This is a genomic window from Georgenia sp. SUBG003, from assembly GCF_000715355.2.
Taxonomy (GTDB): domain Bacteria; phylum Actinomycetota; class Actinomycetes; order Actinomycetales; family Actinomycetaceae; genus Georgenia.
Genome location: NZ_CP180204.1, coordinates 258,991 through 277,704 on the forward strand (window position 1 = coordinate 258,991; position 18,714 = coordinate 277,704).

At 71.3% G+C, this 18,714-nt stretch carries 5 protein-coding genes; 3 read left to right on the forward strand and 2 right to left on the reverse strand.

Annotated features, from left to right (window positions below; all coding sequences use genetic code 11):
- Positions 1–17 precede the first annotated feature (17 nt).
- Positions 18–2,840, reverse strand: a complete 2,823-nt coding sequence (locus tag DA06_RS01145) for a BNR-4 repeat-containing protein (RefSeq protein ID WP_418606721.1) — start codon at positions 2,838–2,840, stop codon at positions 18–20.
- A 191-nt stretch (positions 2,841–3,031) separates the two neighbouring features.
- On the opposite strand from DA06_RS01145, the gene DA06_RS01150 reads away from it, so the two are divergent.
- Positions 3,032–3,496, forward strand: coding sequence for a hypothetical protein (locus DA06_RS01150; protein ID WP_418606722.1), 465 nt, complete (start codon positions 3,032–3,034; stop codon positions 3,494–3,496).
- 441 nt (positions 3,497–3,937) lie between these two features.
- Here the strand turns inward: DA06_RS01150 and DA06_RS01155 are convergent, their stop codons facing one another.
- Positions 3,938–6,109 (reverse strand): S8 family serine peptidase, encoded by a 2,172-nt coding sequence (locus DA06_RS01155; RefSeq protein ID WP_052436208.1) that lies wholly within the window; start codon positions 6,107–6,109, stop codon positions 3,938–3,940.
- Between the two features lie 314 nt (positions 6,110–6,423).
- Between DA06_RS01155 and DA06_RS01160 the strand changes: the two genes are divergently transcribed.
- Complete coding sequence (locus DA06_RS01160; protein ID WP_418606723.1) at positions 6,424–8,796, forward strand: hypothetical protein; 2,373 nt, start codon at positions 6,424–6,426, stop codon at positions 8,794–8,796.
- A gap of 178 nt (positions 8,797–8,974) precedes the next feature.
- Positions 8,975–18,349, forward strand: coding sequence for a PA14 domain-containing protein (locus DA06_RS01165; protein ID WP_418608309.1), 9,375 nt, complete (start codon positions 8,975–8,977; stop codon positions 18,347–18,349).
- Positions 18,350–18,714 lie beyond the last annotated feature (365 nt).

Sequence of the window (18,714 nt, forward strand, 5' to 3'; positions counted from 1 at the left end):
TGGAGGGACCACGGGCGTCACACCCCGAGCAGGTGGCCCTCCACGGCGAGGACGTAGACGAACTGCGGCGGATACTCCTCGAGACCCTCGCCGTCGACCTGCGTGACGTTCTGGACGAACACCTCGAGCTCGCGGTGCGAGCGCCACAGGTCCAGGTCGTAGCTCGGCTCCCACTCGCCGAGCGAGCCCGCCGTGAGGTCCACGACCTCCCACTCGTCGTCGTCGCCTCGCCTGGAGACGAGCGACGCCCTGCTCCCGCGTTCCGCGTCGCGGATCAGCAGGTGGACCGTGGCGTCGTCGCCCATGCCGCTGACGAGGATCTGCGGCCGCGCGATCGGCACCGACTTGGTGCCGCCACCGCCGAGGAAGAAGGTGCTGCTACGGATCCCCGTGTCGATGACCTCCCAGCCGGACGCCGCGGGGCCAGGGGGGTCCGGGGGTGACGACACCGACGTGGCGGCGCCCTGCGCCGTCGGGTCCGCGGCGGCACCTTCGGACGACGGCGGCGCCGGGGACTCGGTAGCCCCCGCGGAGGGCCCTTCCGGTGCCGGTCCGGTGTCCTCTGACATGGAGCCGCCGGCCGCCGGCAGGGCGCCGGAGTCGGTTTCCGTCGCCGGCGTGGCAGCGTCCGCCGTGGGGGTGGCAGCCTCCGGCGTCGGCGTGGTGGTGTCCTGCGGCGTCGGCGTGGTGGTGGGTGCGGCGGTCGGTCCAGCCCCCGAGGTGTCGTCCGGCTCGTCCGTCGACGCCTCCGTCGGCTCGTCCTCCGGCGTGGGTTCCGGCTGGGGATCGACGAAGTCCGGGCGGACGACCCGGTACTGCACGGGACCGTCGCCCTCGCGCCAGTAGGACGCGATGTACGGCTTGTCGTCGTCGTCGACCGTCATCGACGTCTGGTTCATCAGCGAGCTGCCCTGTGGCACCACGGCGGCGACCTCGGCGCTGCGGCTGTTCTCCGGGGTGTGGTACGTGATCGGCAGCTGGTACGACGAGCCGTCGGACCTCTCGAAGGTCTCGCCGGACGAGTCGACGGACCGGGCGTAGAGAATGTTGTGGTTCGTCCTGACGTCGGGGGTCTCGCGCCACGTCCAGCTCAGGTGCAGGCGGCCCTGGGAGTCCACGGCGGCCTGCCAGTACGCGGAGCGCGTGTCCTGTCCGTCGATGAGGTTGTCGTGAACCCGTGCCCACCGCGCCTCCTCGTGGTCGTAGCGGTTGAGCACCACGTTGCCGTTCCCGGAGGCACCGTCACGGTAGAGGAAGAACAGGTCACCGTCCGGGAGACGGAAGAACTCCGGGTAGGTCACCACGCTCTCCTGGTCGTACGGACTGATCATGGACCGTTCGCGGCCCAGCTCCAGAGAGCCGGGCGCCACCGAGCGTGCGTAGCGCAGCGGGCTGTTGTGGTGGCTCCACGCGACGTGCAGATAGCCGTCGCCGTCGACAGCGATGCTGATCGAGTTGTGCGCGTCGACCACGTTCCCGCGGTAGGGCGTCCACTCGTACTCCCACGTACCCGCGTCGCGGTCCCGCCGGGCGAGCACCAGCTCGCCGGACGGGTTGTAGTAGGCCGCGAACTGCATCGTCCGCCCGTCGATCTCGGCAGTCGTGAGCGAGTTCTTCCGGAAGGCGGTGGCGTTGACGGAGTTGTTCGCCCAGCCCGGTGTCAGCCGGGACAGGGTCGAGGCCTCCTCCACCGCCGCCGTCTCGCCTACCGCCTGGCTCATGCGCGAGTAGTTCCGGCTCCGCCCGTCCCAGTCGCCGACCAGCACGACGTCGTCGGCACGGCCGTAGTTCGTGACCTGGTCGGCCGCCCCGTCCCGCATGGAGTTCTTGATGTGGTACTCGTTGCCTCGACGCACGGTCAACGAGTCCTTGCCGTCGCCGTTCCAGTCCCCGACGAGCACCGCGTCCCCGGCACGCCCGTAGGTGACGATCTGGTCCGCCCTGCCGCCGGAGATGCTGTTCTTGATGTGGTACTCGGCGCCGCGGCGCACGGCGAGGGTGTCCTTGCCGTCGCCGTCCCAGTCGCCGACCAGCACGCTGTCGTCGGGGCGTCCGTAGACGATCACCTGGTCGGCCCGGCCGCCGGAGATGCTGTTCTTGACGTGGTACTCGGCGCCGCGGCGCACGGCGAGCGTGTCCGCACCGTCGCCGTTCCAGTCGCCGACCAGGACCACGTCCGCCGGCCGGCCGTAGGCGATGGTGTCGTGGGCCTCGCCCGGCGAGATCTCGTTCTTGAGGAAGTACGTCGACCCACGACGGACCCCGAGGGAGTCCTGCCCCCAGTCACGGCGCACGCTGAGCGTTGTCCCCTCGAAGTCCTGCACCCAGCGGTCGCCCTGGACGCGCTCACGACTCACGGGCGCGCCCAGGGACTCGACCCCGCCCCGGGAGTCGAACACGCGGAACATCGGGTAGTTCACCGCGAACGCACCGTGCGCGGAGACGTAGACGTTGCCGAGCTGGAACTCCTGGTACGCGACCCCGGACGCCGTCGTCGTCACCTCGCCCACCGGGTAGCCGAGCCGGCCGTGGCCGCCGTTGGCGACGAAGGCCCGGAACATCTTCCCGACCACCGGATGCCGACCGCCCGGGCTGACGTAGAGCCGGCCGTAGAGGTGGTCCCGCGCGAAGGCGTTGTTCCCCACCTGGTACTGGCCCGACGTTGCCGGCCCGAGGTCGTCCGTGCCGTTGTTCCACACCCAGGTCTCGAGCGGCCCCACCGGCTCGGGCTCCTCCGAACCCGCCGCCGCGGGGGCGGGCGAGAGGAGCAGCGGAGCGGCGAGCACGAGCACCGCCGTCCGACGGACCGCACTGCCGGTCCGTGCCAGGACTGAGTTCACGCCGCCGCCGTTCCGAATCACCGAAGCACGGTAACCCGGCCGGCAGAGCCCGGGTGGCGGTTCGAAGCCACGTGGCAGATGTCACCCTCGGAGGGCCCCATCCAATTCTGTACCGGCCGCAACCGGATCCTCGTACAGTGATTGCGGACGACGATGTTCGTCGACGGGGGCGATCGGGGGGCCGTGCGGTGGTGTTCGGGCGACTCGCCCGCGCGTTGATCGCGGGCGCTCTCCTCGTCGGTCTGGCCGCCGGAGCTCCGGCCACCGCCAAGGGAGGCGAGATCGGTGGTTCCGGCCAGCTCTACCTCTTCTCCGACGACCTCGGCACGGTGGCGAGCCGCCAGCTGGTCTACGGCACGGTGCTCGACCGAGTGGTGGCGGGTGACTGGGACGGGGACGGCAGGGACACCCTGGCGGTGCGCCGGGACAGGGAGTACCACTTCAAGAACAGCCTGAGCGGCGGCGACGCAGATCGGGTGGTGGCGTACGGGCGTGCCGGGGACGTGGTGCTGGTGGGTGACTGGGACGGTGACGGCAGGGACACCCTGGCGGTGCGCCGGGGCAGCACGTACTTCTTCAAGAACGACCTGTCGGGCGGTGAGGCGGACCGGGTAATGGGGTACGGGCGCTGCCGGGGACGTGGTGCTGGTGGGTGACTGGGACGGTGACGGCAGGGACACCTGGCGTGACATATCCCCGGCGCGCGGGGGAGGGGCGGTGCCGGCACCGGGCGAGGTAGGGGTCCTGTCCGGGTCCGGCAGCGGGAGGATGGTGCCCGGGTCCGGCGGCGGGAGGATGGTGCCCGGGTCCGGCGGCGGCAGGGCCGTGCCCGCCGGCGGCGTCCGGACCTCTGCGTCTGCGGTCGGTGAGGACGCGGCACTCACCGCGCTCACGTCCGGTCGCTGCAGGGCGGGCATCTCGGCTCAGCTGGTCCTGTTGCTCGGTGCGTCTCGGCGGCTCGGCCCTGGCCCTGCCCGCGCAGGTGTGGCGGGGGTCGTGTCCAGGGCCTGCACCGACGCAGGAATGGGGAATTCTGCGCCCGATACTACTCGCTGCCCGGCGGCGGACCGGAGGGCCAGCGCGGGTTCGACGGTGGGTCAGCTCGTGCGGCGCACTCCCAGCGTCGAGGTGCCGTCGCCGTTCCAGTCGCCGACCAGAACCGAGTCAGCCGGTCGGCCGTACGCGAGCGCCAGGTCGGCGCTGCCGCCGGCGATCGTGTTCTTGACGTGGTAGACGTTCCCGCGGCGCACGGCGAGGGAGCTGTCGCCGTCGCCGTCCCAGTCCCCGGAGAGGACGACGTCGCCCGGACGGCCGTAGTGAACGATCGTGTCGGCCCGCCCGGCGGTGACCGTGTTCTTGATGTGGTACTCGCGGCCGCGCCGCACGGCGAAGGTGTCGTCGTCGTCGCCGTCCCAGTCGCCGACCAGGACCTCGTCGCCCGCTCGGCCGTAGACGATGACCCGGTCCGCCGGCCCGCCGGTGACCGTGTTCTTGAGGTGGTACTCCGCGCCGCGACGCACCGCGAGGGTGTCGACGCCGTCGCCGTCCCAGTCACCGACCAGCACGACGTCGCCCGGGCGGCCGTAGGTGAACACCTTGGTGGCGGTCCCGCGCTGGCCGCCGGTGACGTAGAAGGTGCTTCCCCGGCGCACGGCCACGGTGTCCACGCCGTCACCGTCCCAGTCACCGACGTAGGCGCCGTCGGTGGCCCGGCCGTACCGGAAGACGTGGTTCGCCGTCGAGGTCCAGGAGTCGTTGAGGTAGAAGGTCACCGAGCCGTCGGTGCCCGGCTGCGGGACGGGAGCCGGCCCGGGCGCAGTGGCCGGGGACGTCAGGCTCACGGCGTTCGAGGGCGCCCCGGCGAACTGCCCCACCCTCGCGACGACCCGCACCTCGTACGGCCCGGTGGCCGGCACGCCGCCGGTCACCGTCGCGCTGGTCCTGGAGGTGGTGGCTCCGACCTGCCAGGCGCCGCCCGGCCGCCGGACCTCGACGGCGTAGCCGGTCGGTGCGACCAGCGAGGCCGACGGCGCGGACCAGGACAGCGTCACCGCCGACGATGCGAGGTTGGTGACCGCCACGCCCCTCGGCGCCCCAGGCGTGAGCGAGGCCCCCAGGGTCACCACCTTGGTGGGGCTCAGAGAACCGGCGTCGGCGACCTGGCCGGCCGCCGCTCCGTCCAGCGCCGCGCGGACCTGGGCGGGGGTGGCGTCCGGGTGCTGGCCGAGGTAGATCGCCGCGGCACCGGCCACGTGCGGGCTCGCCATCGACGTCCCGGACTGGACGTTGTAGTAGCCGTCGTCCATGTCCAGCGACGGGATCTCCTCGCCCGGGGCGAAGACGTCGAGGCACGGCCCCCAGTTGGAGAACCAGGAGCGCTCGTCGCCGGTGTCCGTCGCGCCGACCGTGTAGGCGTACGGGGACCGGGCGGGGGAGGACGTACAGGCGTCGACGCCCTCGTTGCCGGCCGCGGCGGTGACGAACAGTCCCGCCTCGACGACGCGGGCCACGGCCGCGTCGATGGCGCCGTCCGGCACCTCGGAAGCCATGCTCAGGTTGACCACTCCGGGCGTGCCGGCCGGGTGCGTGGACAGCACCCAGTCCAGCCCGGCGAGGACGGCGCGGGTGTCGCCGAAGCCGGCGCAGTCGAGCACCCGGACGGGGACGATGGTGGCGCCCTCCGCGACGCCGAAGGTGTCGCTGGCGACCGTGCCGGCCACGTGCGTGCCGTGCCCCTGGCAGTCCGAGGTGTCCTCTCCGAAGGCCGAGTACCCCTCTGCCGTCCCGGGCATGTCGGAGAGGCCGGGCGCGACGCCGGTGTCGACGACGTACACCCGCACACCGGCCCCCGCGGACGAGGACTCGTTGTACCTGCCGTCGAGCGGCAGCGTCCGCTGGTCGATCCGGTCGAGCCCCCAGACCCCCGTCTCGCCGGCGATCTGGACCTCCCCCTGGATCCTGACCGGCTCGGCGACGCTGACCGGGTTGTTGGGCAGGACGGCCCGGACGCCCGGGACGTCGGCGAGCTCCTCCGCCGCCGCGTCGTCGAGCTGGACCGCGAAGCCGTCCAGGACCTCCTCGAACTCCGCCTCGGGCTCTGCGTCCATGCCGCCCAGGACGCCGCGGACGTCGTCGTGGGCGCCGGGCGCGACCTCGACGATCCAGCTCTCCTCGCCGGGAGGCGGCGCCGCGGCCGCCGGCGCGGCCAGGACGGTGCCGGCCAGGGCGGTGGAGACCGCGGCGGTGAGCAGTGGGCCTACCAGACGCATGCGGCGTCCTTCCGTGTACGGCTTCGGGGCGGGGTCGCCCGTCCGAAAAGTCTCCCAGGACTCGACCGTCTCGCCCGGGGAACGGGCCCGGAACTTTCCGGACGCGGGGGACTCGCCCCCTCGCAGCGCCCTCCTCCTCCCGCACTCACCCTGGACTCACCCCCTCGATTCGTCCCGTTCGACTCCCTAATCCGGGCCTTCCGGACGCGGGTCGCTGGTGGTGTAGGCGCGCAAAGCCGTCGGTCCGTGACGCAGGCGGCACCGGCAATCAGTCGCACGACAGCACCACGCAGGACTTCCGGGAGAGGACCTTCATGTCTCGTCGTTCAGCACCGCGCGCACCACACAGGAGACGAGCAGGGGTCGCCTCCGCGGCGACCCTTGCCGTCGTCGCCACCCTGGCTCTGGGGGCCTCGCCGGCCACCTCGATGCCGATCGCCGAGGTACCGGAGGATCCGGCCACGTGGGCGACGTCGCCGTACTCGCCACTGCCCGCCGCGGAAATCTCCGCAGCGGGCAACACGCGCGAGATCACCTTCGACGGCGCCGACGGCGGACTGCACGACGCCCAGGACCAGGACACCGGCTTCACGATGGTGCAGCCGTCGAGCGCCAACAACGACTACTACCTCCCCGAGCTCCTCGACGTGGCGGACGGCAAGCTGACCATCACGACGACCAAGGGCATCGCGTACTCCAACACGGGCGCCACCGGGCTGATCAACCAGCAGGACAACACTCTCGGCGTCGGCGTGGACGCCGCGGCGTCGAACCTGGAGTTCACCACCACGCTCAACAGCCCGACCGCGGCCACGAGCTCGGCCCAGGCGGGACTGTGGTTCGGCCCGGACGACCAGAACTACGTCAAGCTCGCCCTCATCGGCTCGAGCTCGACCGGCCGCCAGATCCAGCTCTCCCGTGAGATCAACGGCCTCACCGCGAACGGCAGCGCCGCCGCCCCGTCGGCGGACCAGGTCATGGTCGACCTGAGCCAGACCACGATCGGCAGCCAGCCGGTCACGCTGACGATGACCGTCAACACCGTCAACGACGTGATCACGGGCCGGTACCAGATCGGGGACAACCCGGAGCAGGCCCTGGGATCGCTCGCCCTGCCGGCGAACTACACCGACGGATCGCGCCTGGTCCGCCCGATCGAGGACGTCACCTCCTTCGGCGGCATCTTCGCGACCAAGCGGAACATGCTGGACTCGGCGCCGCTGAGCTACACCTTCGAGGACTTCGCGGTGGCCGAGCTCGACGCCGAGCCTCCCGCCGCGCCGCAGGGCCTGACCGCCTCCCCGACCCCGGGCGACGTTCAGCTGTCGTGGACCCCTGCGGACGTCTCCTCCGACGTCGTCGGCTACCGCGTCTACCGCAGCGCCTCGAGCCCGGTGCCCACGTCGGGCAACGGCATCGGCGGGGCCACGCTGCTGACCACGCCCGACCTCACCGACCGGGGGGTCTTCATCGGGCAGAGCTACCACTACGCCGTCGTGGCCGAGGACGCCGCCGGCAACCGGTCCGTCGCCGCGGAGACGCAGGCGACCGTCCCGGCCGTCGAGGGCGAGACCGTCGCTCAGATCAATTTCCAGACCGCCGCCGCCACCACCCCGGACGGATACACCGCGGACACCGGAGCCGCCTACTCCGACGGCGCCGGATCCGGCTGGCGCAGCGACGCCACCGGTGCCCCGCTCGACCTCAGCACCCTGACGCGCCTGCGCACCGGCACCGGGGTCACCAGCGACCAGCGCCTGGCGACGATCATCCACATGCAGCACTCGAGCATGTCGGTGGACGGCGAGTGGGAGTACGACCTGCCGAACGGCAGCTACACGGTCGTCGCCGCGGTCGGTGACACCGGTTCCGCCGGCGGCGGCGGCTACGACAGCGTGCACGCCGTCAACGCCGAGGGCGTCGCGGTCGTCTCCCCGTTCAACCCGAGTTCCGCCCGCGAGTACGACGAGGGCGTCGCCACCGTCGAGGTCACCGACGGCTCGCTGACCATCGACGCCGTCGGCGGCTCCAACACCAAGCTCGCCTACGTCGGGATCTACGCCGAGGCGGACGCCCCCGTCGCGCCGGCGGCGCCCACCGGCCTGACCGGGACCGCCGCGCCGGCGGCGTGCAGCTCGACTGGACCGCCGTCGACGCGCCACCGGTTACGACGTCTTCCGCGCCACCGAGGCGTCCGTGCCCACCGACGGTGCCCCGCTCAACGCCGAGCCGCTCACCGAGGCGACCTTCCTCGACACCACCGCCGAGCCCGGCCAGACCTATCACTACGCGGTCGTCGCCACCAACGACGGCGGCGCCTCACCGGCCTCCGCGGCCGTCGAGGTCGTCGTCCCCGCGGAGCAGATCGCCCCCGCCGCGCCGGTCGACCTGACCGGCGAGGTCACCTCGACCGGCGTCCAGCTGGCCTGGTCCGCCGTCGAGGGCGCCGAGTCCTACGACGTCTTCCGCTCGACCGAGGCGTCCGTGCCCACCGCCGGCACCCCGCTCAACGCCGAACCGCTGGCGAACGCGAACTACCTCGACACCACCGCCGAGGCGGGGCAGACCTACTACTACGTCGTCGTCGCCGCCAACGAGGCGGGCGTCTCGGAGGCCTCGACGGCCGTCGAGGTCGTCGTGCCCGAGCCGCCGGCCGTCCCGGCCGCCCCCACGGCTCTCGTCGGTGAGGCGACGGACGAGGGCGTCACCCTCACCTGGTCCGCCGCCGACGGCGCCACCTCCTACGCGGTCTACCGCGGCGTCGGCGTCCCCGCCACCGCCGAGGGCGAGCCGCACGCCACCGTCGCGTCCACCGAGTACCTCGACACGACCGACCTTCAGGCCGGCACGACCTACCACTACCTCGTGGTCGCCACGAACGACGAGGGCGCCTCGGCGCCGTCGAACGCCGTCTCGGTCGAGATCCCCGTCACCACCGAGCCCGGGGTCTGTGCCGCGGGTCAATGGTCGGCGGAGTACTTCAACGGCACTTCGCTCTCCGGCGACGCCGTCATCGTCGAGTGCGTCGACAGCATGAACTTCGACTGGAACGCGGGCTCTCCCGCGACCGGTGTGAACGCCAACCGGTTCTCGGCCCGCTGGACAACCTCCTTCGAGGGCGCCGGCACCTATGAGTTCTCCGCCCGGGCCGACGACGGCATCCGCGTCTTCGTCGACGGCGAGTCGGTCATCGACGAGTGGCACGACGGCGACGGCAAGACCCCGTACGCCGGCACCGTCACCCTCGCCGCCGGCACCCACGACGTCGTCGTCGAGTACTACGACAACGTCTGGCACGCCGAGGCACAGGTCAGCTGGATCCAGGTCGAGGACGAGTCGCCGGTCTGCGAGCCCGGCCAGTGGTCGGTGGAGTACTTCAACAACAAGGAGCTCGCCGGTGACCCGGCGGCGATCGACTGCGCCACCGCCGTCGACGTCGACTGGAACGCCGACGCACCGGCGGCCGGTGTCAACGCGAACAACTTCTCGTCCCGCTGGGTCACCACGCTCGACGAGGGCCCCGGCACCTTCCAGTTCTCGGTGCGGGCCGACGACGGCGTCCGCGTGATCGTCGACGGCGAGACCGTCATCGACGAGTGGCACGCAGGAGACGGCAAGACCACCTACGCGGCTGACGTCGTCCTCGCCGACGGTGCGCACGAGGTCGTCGTGGAGCACTACGACGGCGTCTACCACGCCGAGGTGCATGCCTCCTGGCTGAAGATCGACGACGGCACCCCCGTCTGCGAGCCGGGGCAGTGGTCCGGCCAGTACTTCAACAACAAGGACCTCGCCGGTGACGTCGTCGCGGTCGAGTGCATCGACGAGCTGGACCTCGACTGGAACGCCGACGCACCCGCCGCCGGGGTCAACGCGAACAACTTCTCGTCGCGCTGGAGCACCACCCTCAACGAGGGAGCCGGCACCTACAAGTTCACCGCCCGGGCCGACGACGGCATCCGGGTGAAGGTGGACGGCGAGACCGTCATCGACGAATGGCACGCCGGCGACGGCAAGGCGACCTACACCGGTGAGCTCGTTCTCACCGCCGGATCGCACGACGTCGTGGTGGAGCACTACGACGGCGTCTACCACGCCGAGGTGCACGTCGACTGGGTCAAGATCGACGACGGTGCGCCCGAGTGCCCGGTGGGTCAGTGGGCCGCCGAGTACTACAACGGCAAGACGCTCGACGGCGACCCCGTGGTCGTCGGCTGCGTCCCCGCGGTCGACTTCGACTGGGACGCCGGCTCGCCGGCTCCGGGCGTGAACGCCAACGGCTTCTCCGCCCGCTGGAGCAGGACCATCAACGAGGGCGCCGGCCTGTACCACTTCGCCGCCCGGGCGGACGACGGCATCCGGATCATGGTCGACGGTGAGACGGTCCTGGACGAGTGGCACGACAACGACGGCAAGGACGCCACCGTCGTCGGTGTCGAGCTGACGGACGGACCGCACGAGGTTGTCGTCGAGTACTACGAGAACGTCTGGCACGCGATGGCCCGGATCTCGTACGCCAAGATCGACGGCCCGGCCGACACCGTCGCGCCGGAGGCACCGACCGCGCTCGCGGCGACGGCGACCGACTCCGTGGTGGACCTGTCCTGGCAGGCCAGCGTCTCCACCGACACGGTCGGCTACCACGTCTACCGCGGCACCGAGCCGGGGGTAACGGCGGACGGCGAGCCGTACTCTGGGGCCACGGCCCTGGGCGTGACGGTCTTCTCCGACCCTAACGTGACCCCGGGCGAGACCTACTACTACGTGGTCACCGCGGTCGACGCGGCCGGCAACGAGTCCGTGGTCTCGAACGAGGCGGAGGTCGCCGTCGAGGCGATCGTCGCCCCGGCGGACCTGGTCGCCGTCTCCGGCACCACCGCGATCGACCTGTCCTGGACAGGCTCGGCCGCGACCAGCACGGTCGGCTACCACGTCTACCGCGGCACCGGGCCCGGCGTCACGGCCGACGGCACCCCGCTGAACGCGACGCCGCTCACCGGGACCGCGTACTCCGACGGCACCGCCGAGCCCGGGGTGACCTACTACTACGTGGTCACCGCGGTCGACGCGGCCGGCAACGAGTCCGCCGTCTCCAACGAGGCGACCGGGCTTCTCACGGAGGAGGACGACACCGAGGCCCCCCAGGCCCCGACCGAGCTGGCCGCCACGGCCGGCGACGGCGTCGTCGACCTCGCGTGGACCGCCTCGCCGTCCACCGACGTCGTCGGCTACCGGGTCTTCCGGTCGCTCGAGCCGAACGTCGTCCTCACGGGCGAGCTCGTCTCCGGCGACGCGCCGGTGACCGGGACCACCTACGCCGACACCACCGTCACCAACGGCACCACGTACTTCTACGCGGTGCGCGCGGTGGACGGGGCCGGCAACGAGTCGCTCCTCTCCAACGAGGCCTACGGTGTGCCGCGCGTGCCGAACGACCTCGACGTCAAGGTCGACTTCGGCGCCGCGGCGATGACCCCGGCCGCCGGCTACGTCCTCGACTACGGCCAGGCCTACGGCTCGCGCACCGGCGCGAACCAGGGCACCGGCCTCACCTACGGCTGGGTCGACGCGGACGGGCACGAGCTCTCCCTCGTCGGCAACGGGCGTGACCGCGGGCGGGCCGGCATCGACGAGCGGCTCGACTCGATCCTCCACATGCAGTACGGGGACATTGTCGGCACGAACGGCGTCGACACCGAGGGCACCTGGGAGATGGCCGTCCCGGACGGCCTCTACGAGGTCACCATCGCCGTCGGCGACGAGGGCGGGACCAACGGGTACGACTCCTTCCACGTGATCAACGCCGAGGCAGGCGTCGGCATCGAGGGCTTCCAGGCCACCACGGCCAACGAGTACCTCACCGCGACGACGACGATCGGTGTGTGGGACGGTCGCCTGACCCTCTCCCCGGTGGGCGGCACGAACACCAAGATCGCCTACGTCGAGGTCACCGGCCTCGAGATGGCCCCGCACGTGGACACGGTGCTCCCGGACAACCGCGGCACCGACCACGACGTCACCGCGGGCGTGTCCGCCACCATCCGCATCCCGTACGCGGGCGTGGGCGTCGACCCGACCACCCTCCAGGGCAACGTGCATCTTTTCGAGGCCGCCACGGGCACCCCGGTCCCGGTCACGGTCGGCACCTCCGGCGGCAACGACGTCATCTCGCTCTCGCCGGACGAGGCGCTGGACGGCAACAAGGCCTACCGGTTCGTCGTCACCGACCAGGTGAAGGACAACTTCGGCGCCGCGTTCGTCCCGTTCACCTCGGTGTTCACCACCGGGTCCGGGGAGATCATCGGCGAGGACGAGTTCACCCCGCTCACCGGCATCGGGTTCGAGAAGGTCGAGCTGCCGGTCGCGGCCAACAAGTACTGGGCGTCCTTCGCCTTCGGCCCGGACGGCAAGCTGTACGGCACCACCATCGGCCAGGGCCTGTTCCGCATGACGGTCAACGAGGACGGGACCCTGTCCAACCTCGAGGACCTCGGCTACCAGGGCCGGGCGATGATCGGCCTGGTCTTCGACCGGGACGCCACCGCGGGCGACCTCAGGCTCTGGGTCACCTCCACCAGCGCCAACATCGGCGGCGAGACCCAGGAGTGGATCAGCGGGGTCAGCCTCCTCGAGGGGCCCAACCTGCAGACCGAGCACAAGGTGTTCACGAGCCTGCCCCGCTCGCTCACCGACCACCTGACGAACTCCATCGCCTACGGCCCGGACGGGCGCCTGTACTTCCTGCAGGGCTCGAACCAGGCCGCCGGCGACCTGGACAACAGCTGGGGCCAGCGCGGTGAGAAGCTGCTGACGGCGGCGGCCCTGGTCTTCGACCAGGACCACCCGCAGGTGCAGGCCGCCATGGCCGGGAACGCGCCGATCGACGTCAAGACGGCCGACGGCGGCACCTACGACCCGTTCGCGGCCGGCGCCCCGCTGAAGATCCACGCCACGGGCATCCGCAACGCGTACGACCTGGTGTGGCACTCCAACGGCAGCCTGTACGTGCCGACCAACGGCACGGCGGGCGGCGCGAACAGCCCCGGCGTGACGGCCAACGCGAACGGCACGTACACCCGGGTGGCGGCGGCCGGCATCCCCGGCTACTCCACGGTCAACGGCCTCGACGTCACCAACGCCTGCCTCAGCCGGCGCATCGACGGAGAGCCCTACACCGGCGGGTCCGTGCCGGCGATCGCCAACCACCCCACCCAGCAGGACCACCTGTACCGGGTCGAGGAGCACGGCTACTACGGCCACCCCAACCCCGAGCGCTGCGAGTGGGTGCTGCACGAGGGCAACGACCCGGCCAACCCGCCGACCGCGGCGGGGCAGGGGGGCTCGAAGTACCCCTCGGGCACCCTGCCCGACCCGAACTACCGGGGCATCGCCTACAACCTGGGCTTCAACAAGTCGCCCAACGGTGCGCTCGAGTACCAGTCGGAGACGTTCGACGGCCAGCTCAAGGGCCGCCTGATCGTCACCAGGTTCTCCAACAACAACGACCTGATCTTCCTGCAGGCGGACTCGGGCACCGGTGAGATCCTGGGCGCCCAGACGTCCGAGGGCCTGACCGGCGTGGCCAACTCGACCATGACCGGCGTCGACGGCTTCAACGACCCCCTCGAGGTGGTCGAGGACCCGAGCACCGGCAACCTCTACGTCAACCAGTACAACCGCGGCGGCAGCGACCAGAAGATGTTCCTGCTGCGCGTCCCCGAGGAGCACCGGGCACCCGCCCTGGAGACCTCGGTCGACGAGCTGGTGTTCTCCGCGGTGAAGTCCACGACCTCCGGGCAGAAGTCCGTGACCGTCACGAACTTCTCCACGGACACCGTGACGCTGGGCGCGTCCCTCACGGGCGCGAACGCCGGCGAGTTCTCGCTCACCGGCACGGGGGGCCAGCTGGCCCCCGGGGCCAGCGCCACCTACCAGGTCCAGTTCAGGCCCGGCACCACCGTCGGCCAGCGCTCGGCGATCCTGCGGCTGACCGGCGGGGACCAGACGGTCGACGTGGGCCTGTACGGCCTGACCATGAACGGCATCGAGGGCGGCAACGAGCCCACGCTGCACGACGTCATGGGCACCCTCGGCCACGCGGTCGACGTCGGCTGGACCACCCTGGCCGGCGGGATGGACCCCGCCGCGAAGGGCGACGAGGTGCTCGAGCCGCTCTTCGTCAAGGCCGGCAACGCCGCCGTGACGATGACGCCGCTGGCCCAGTACGCCCCGCGGGAGGACCTGCCGTTCGGCTGGTACACCGGCGACGGCACGACGGCGGAGCGCCACCAGGTGGGCTCGATCGACATCACCGGCTACCAGTCCCTGCTGCCGCCCGTGAGCTCCGGCTCGCAGACCAGCTTCGACCCCGGCGACGCCGAGTTCGGGTTCTACTACTTCTCGAACACGTTCGGCCGCCTCGGCTACACCGAGGACCGGCTCAACTCCCCGGCCTCGAACGCCCACCGGGCCCGGATCTACCCGGCGAAGGACCGGTCCGGTGCCCCGACGGCCAACGCCTACGTCGTGGCCTTCGAGGACGCCAGCAACGGCGACTACCAGGACTACGTCTTCCTCGTCACCGGCGTGAAGCCGGCCGGTGACGCCCCGGGACCGGTCGAGGACGCCGTCAGGATCAACTTCTCCAACGAGGCGGCCGCGCTGCCCGCCGGCTACCTGCGCGACTTCGGGCAGGCCTTCGGGCAGCGCACCCGCAGCGACCAGGGCGATGGCCTGACCTTCGGCTGGAAGGACCAGGGCACGGAGAACCCGATCGACCTGTCCGTCGGCGGCACCACCGGGCCCGGCAACGGCCGTGACCGCAACACCTCCCAGCCGGACCAGCGGCTCGACACGCTCATGCACATGCAGGCGGCCGACGTCACCGCCAACGGCAACACCTTCAACGGCGTCTCCGCGTACGCCTTCTGGGAGATCGCCCTCCCGGACGGCACCTACGAGGTGACGGTCGCCGCCGGTGACCCCACGGTCAACTCCGACCCGGAGGAGCACGCGATCAACGTCGAGAACGACCAGCTGATCGCGCCGTTCCTGCCCACCGGGGTGGCCGGTTCAGACACCCGGCACCGGACCGCCACCACCGAGGTCACCCTGACCGACGGGTTCCTCACGATCGACGCGAACGGGGGGACGAACACGAAGATCAACTACGTCGACATCGTCCCGCTCGACGTCGAGGGCGACGACCCGTCCGACGGCGCCCAGGTGAAGGTGGCCTTCGGTCCGTCGTCGGCGCCGCTGAGCGACGGCTGGGTCCGCGAGTCCGGCCTGGCCTACTCCGACGAGCGTGGCTTCGGCTGGCTGGACGCCGGCACCGGGCAGCCGGTGGACCGCACGGTGGCCACCCGCTACCGCGCCACGGCCACCACGGGAATCGAGTACCCGAGCGACAACCGGCTCAAGTCGTTCGCGTTCCTCGACAACGCCTCCCAGCCGGCGTACACCGACGGCGTCTGGGAGTACGAGGTGCCGAACGGCACCTACGAGGTCGCGGTGTCCGTGGGTGACGCCGGTTTCCTCGACTCCACGCACGGCGTGGCCGCCGAGGGGCAGCCGGTGATCGCCAGCTTCGTGCCCACCGGGGCGGTGCCGTTCCAGACGGGGGTGCGGACGGTGACCGTCACCGACGGCAAGCTGTCCGTCACCAACACCGGGACGAACACGAAGGTCAACTGGGTCTCCATCACCGGCGACGGCCTCGACCCGGTCGACCCGCCGCCGGCCGGCGAGGAGGTCCAGATCGCGTTCGGCCCCGAGTCCGCCCCGCTCACCGCTGGGTGGACCCGGGAGGCCGGGCAGGCCTTCTCCGACGCGCGCGGGTTCGGCTGGATCGACGCCGACACCGGGCAGCCGGTGGACCGCACCGTGGCCACCCGCTACCGCGCCACCGCCACCGGAGGCATCGCCTACCCGAGCGACGACAGGCTGAAGTCGTTCGCCTTCCTGGACAACGCCACCCAGAGCTACACCAACGGCACCTGGGAGCACGCGCTCGGCAACGGCACCTACAGCGTCGAGGTCTCCGTCGGCGACGCCGGGTTCCTCGACTCCACGCACGGCCTCGCCGTCGAGGGCGTCGAGCTGATCGACGGCTTCGCGCCCACGGGCACCGCCCCGTTCGCCGCCGCCTCCGCCACGGTGGAGGTGAGCGACGGCCGCCTGTCGCTGACCAACACGGGCACGAACACCAAGGTCAACTACATCCGGATCACCGGTGAGAGCCTGGGCGCGCCGTCCGTGGACGTCACCCTCAACGGTGTCAGCGTGGGCTCGTCCTACTCCGGCGGTCCGGTGGAGGTGGCCGTCGCCGCGTCGGTCGCCGCCGGGGCCACGCTCGAGACGCTGACGTACAGCGTCAACGGCGGGCCGGCCACGGCGTACGTCGGCCCGTTCAACCTCGGCGTCGGCAACCACACGCTCGAGGTGACGGCCGTCGACAGCGACGGGCGCACCACCGTGCGGGAGGTCGCCCTGGAGATCCTCGACGTCGGCGGCACGGTGGACCTGACCAACACCCAGGTCAGCCGGCAGGCCGGCGAACCCGTCCCCGGCCTGTACGAGGACTGGCTCGTGCTCCACAAGATCAACTCCGGCCTCGGCGTCCACAAGTTCCCGAGCACCGGCACGGTCAACGTCACCAACACGGGCACGAAGGGACTTCGGGTCACCGACGTCGCCCTGACCGGTTCCGCGGCGTCCAGCTTCACGCTGGGCACCCTGCCGGCCACCCCCTTCACCGTGGCCCCCGGGCAGTCCGTCCCGATCCCGGTGAACTTCACCTCCACCACCGGCGGCAGGGGCATCCGCGCCGCCCAGGTCCGGATCACCTCCTCCGACGCGGCCTCACCGATCAGCACGTTCGAGGTACGCGGCGGGTTCATGACCGCGCCGGAGGGCAACAACGAGCTCACGCTCAACCAGGTCTCGGCGCTGTACGGCTGGACCACGGACATCGGCACCCTGGTCAACGGCGACGAGATGCGCACGTCGGCGCTCAAGGGCGACGAGGTGCGGTCCTTCCAGTGGAAGCGGATGGACTCCTCCAAGCCGGTGACCGCACGGCAGATCGCCGCGTTCCACGGCTGCTGCGGCCAGACGGAGACGATCAACGTCAACGGTGCCACGGCCACCCACCACGGTGACTACGGCCAGTCGATCTACCCGCTGAACAACGCCCTGTCCGGGCCGACGCAGCTGACCACCAGCCCGACCGGCAACTTCAACCTGACGGTCTCCGGCCAGAACACCGCCAACCCGAACTACATGGCGGTCAAGACCTGGCCCGTCATCGACAAGGACGGAAACCCGGTCGCCGGCTCCTGGATCGTGGGGCACGACTACATCACCTCCCCGAACCAGTGCGGCATCGGGGCGACGAACTGCGACTTCCAGGACAACGTCTACCTCGTCACCAACATCCTCCCGGTCACCCCGCACGACGCCACGGCGCCGGCGGCCCCGGGCGGACTGGCGGCCGAGGTGGACGGCCAGAGCGTGGTCCTCGACTGGGACGCCTCGACCGAGGCCGACGTCGTCGGCTATCACGTGGAGCGGTCCCTTACCTCGACCGGTCCCTGGACCCGTCTGACCGGCGGCACCCCGGTGACCGGTACGAGCTTCACCGACAACGCCGTCCCGGCGGCGGGCACCGGGTACTACCGGGTGCTCGCGGTGGACCTCTCGGGCACCGTCTCCGCCACGGCCACCCCGGTCGAGGTGGCGCTCCCCGAGGTCGACGAGGCCCCGGTCCGCATCAACGCCGGCGGCGGTGCCGTCACTATCGGCGGCGTCCAGTGGGCGGCGGACCAGTTCTTCGCCGGCGGCAAGTCGTACTCGAACTCCCAGGTCACCCAGATCGCGGGGACGACGGACGACGTGCTGTACCAGAGCGAGCGGTCGGCGACGACGAACCTGGGCAGCTTCGGCTACAACATCCCCGTCAACGGCGGCAACTACGTGGTCCGGCTGCACTTCGCCGAGATCTACCACGGCGCCACCGGCGGCGGTGCCGGCGGCACCGGCAAGCGGGTCTTCAGCGTCAACCTCGAGGGCGGCGGGACCGAGATCGCCAACCTCGACCTCAACGCCGTCGTCCCGCCGATGACCGCCTACGTGCGTGACGTTCCGATCACCGTCACCGACGGCAACCTCGACATCGACTTCACGGCCACGGTCGACCAGCCGAAGGTCAGCGCGATCGAGGTCATCCCCGCGGGCTGATGCCCGTCCTCGCTCCCGGCCCGGCCTGGTCCACCCCCGATCAGGCCGGGCCGGGACCTTCGCGTTCCGAAACGGTCCGCCGTCCGCCAGGTCCCCATACGATCGGCGGGACGACGGCGGAGCGATCCGCCCCATTTCCGCCCCCGAGCACCAGAGAGACCTTCACCATGGTGTCGAACGGCGAGCGGCCCCCTTCCGCTCCACCGCCACTGCCCCACAACGACGGGCCAGAGGCCGAGCTCCGTGAGCTTCGCCGCCAGCTCCAGGCACTTCGCTCCTCCCGCACCATGCGCACCGGACGGGCGGTCCTTGCCCCGCTGCGCCTGATCCGTCGCGCACCTACGCGCCTCTCTGCGGCTACCCAC